Annotated in this window: 1 protein-coding gene and 1 pseudogene; both read left to right on the forward strand. The window is 66.8% G+C overall.

What is annotated here, in order from left to right:
- The first annotated feature begins 755 nt into the window (after window positions 1-755).
- A complete protein-coding gene (locus tag AB0N17_RS46375) occupies window positions 756-1,295 on the forward strand; it encodes a winged helix-turn-helix domain-containing protein (RefSeq protein ID WP_366017687.1) in 540 nt (179 codons plus the stop codon).
- Window positions 1,292-1,840, forward strand: a pseudogene (locus AB0N17_RS46380) (transposase). Before AB0N17_RS46375 ends, AB0N17_RS46380 begins: the two are co-directional and overlap by 4 nt.
- Window positions 1,841-1,973 lie beyond the last annotated feature (133 nt).

Raw genomic sequence — 1,973 nt, forward strand, 5'->3', positions numbered from 1 at the left:
GGTCAACTACCTAGAACAGCGACTGAAGCGACTGAAGAAGCCTCCTTTCGGCTCAGATTCCGGGCTCCACGTAGGCCGACGGCGTGGGCTGGGCATCCGGGATGCTGTCGGTTCCGGGACAGAGCCTCCCCCGGTCATGGGGATGGCCCCGGCGACGGGTTGGACTGTGTGACGGCAAGCGTGTGAAACCTCTCCCCCGCTGCGGCCACCCTGCTTTTTGTGGTGTGGATCTACCGGGGGGCTCTATGTTTTTTGGTCAGGGCTGAAGATCCGTAGGTTCGTTTGGCCGTGGCCGGGTCATACACGGAGAGGAAAAGACCCTTTTGAGTTACTTTGGTCCTCTTCTGGAGGTTTTTCGCCGCGGGTCGACGAGGTGCGTTTCGCTGGGTGAGCCCGGCGTAGGCGGCGAGGTGGCCCGCGGTCGGAAGGTGTTGCAGTAACCGCCCTCGGTAGGCGGAGGACTTCCCGGAGGATCTCTTCGGCGGTGTCGTCGTCTGCACTTATCTCTTCGACACCTGGTCGACTGCATCGACGTTAGAGTTCGCTGGCGACAGGGTGCTTTGACCGGAGATGTTCGCGACGCGTCGACGACGCTGCTCTGCGTCATCTTCGCCTGGGCCTGTGCAGAGCGCGCCCTGCCTTCCCCACCCTCGATCAAAATGCGGGCTCCGGGGCTGACACCGACTCCCGGCATTGCAGTCAGGACCTTGTCGTTGGGGGCTGACGGATCGTGATCGTCGCGGTATGCCGGTTGTATGAGGTATCCGCAGGGTGGTGGGCTGACGCCTGAACGGCAGGTGTTCGTGAGCGGATCCGGATGGAGGCCGCCGGGCATTTTCGCTGCGGGTGCCTGCAACGCGGAGGTCGCCAAGGACTGGCGAGTGAGCGTGGGCTCGGTGTATCGGTGGCGACGGGCCTGGCAGGACGCCGGCGCCGAGGGGCTGCGATCCGCTGGACCGGTCTCGACGCCGAAGCTGAGCGAGACGCTGTTCGCCGCGCTGGAAGCCGAGCTGGCCAAGGGTGCCGTGGCGCACGGCTGGCCGGACCAGACCTGGACCCTGGCCCGGCTCAAGACGCTCATCGGACGGCGGTTCCACAAGTCGTTCACGCTCTCGGGGATCTCGCTGATGCTGCGACGTCACGGCTGGAGCCACCAGGTCCCCTCGAGATGCGCGGCCGAGCGGGACGAGGCAGTCATAGCCGGATGGGTGAAGGAGACCTGGCCCCGCGCGCAAGCGCCGCGGCGGCGCTGGACGCCTACGTCGTCTTCGCAGACGAGGCCGGCTTCTCGGTGACGCCGCCCACCGCCCGACCCCTGGTCCCGCCGCGGCAACACCCCGACCGTCCGCGTCCGCGGACGATCTCAGCGCCTAATCTCCATCGCCGCCCTGGCCTGCTACAAGACAGGCGAGCGCTCGCGGCTGATCTACCGGCCGGTCGGCCATGCGGACCACAAGGCCGGCGGCCGCCGCAGCTTCTCCTGGACGGACTACCGCGATCTGCTGCTCGCCGGCCACCAGCACTCGGCGGGCCGATCATCCTGGTCTGGGACAACCTCAAGGTTCATCGCGACCGCACATCGCGTCAGTTCATCGACTCCCACGACTGGATCACCGTCTACTACCTGCCGCCCTACGCACCACAGCTCAACCCCGTCGAGGGCATCTGGTCCCTGCTGCGAAGGCGCTGTCAGGCCAACACCGCCTTCACCGACCCGACCCACCTGATGCGCACCCTGCGACGGGGCCTTCGCCAGGTCCAATACCGGCCCGACCTCATCGACCGATGCCTCGCCGGCACCGGGCTCACTATGACGACATCACGCCTCCAACCTCAGTAACGGCTGCTGATCATGTGACTGTTGGCTTGTCCCGCTCGACACCGCCCGATTCGCCCGCCCGCACCCCCCGCGCAGCGGGCCTGCATCCGTTGTGCCCAGCTCCCCGCCGGGTAATCCGACGGGCGGCGCCTCC

It is taken from the genome of Streptomyces sp. NPDC051133, from assembly GCF_040682635.1.
In the GTDB taxonomy this organism is placed as follows: domain Bacteria; phylum Actinomycetota; class Actinomycetes; order Streptomycetales; family Streptomycetaceae; genus Streptomyces.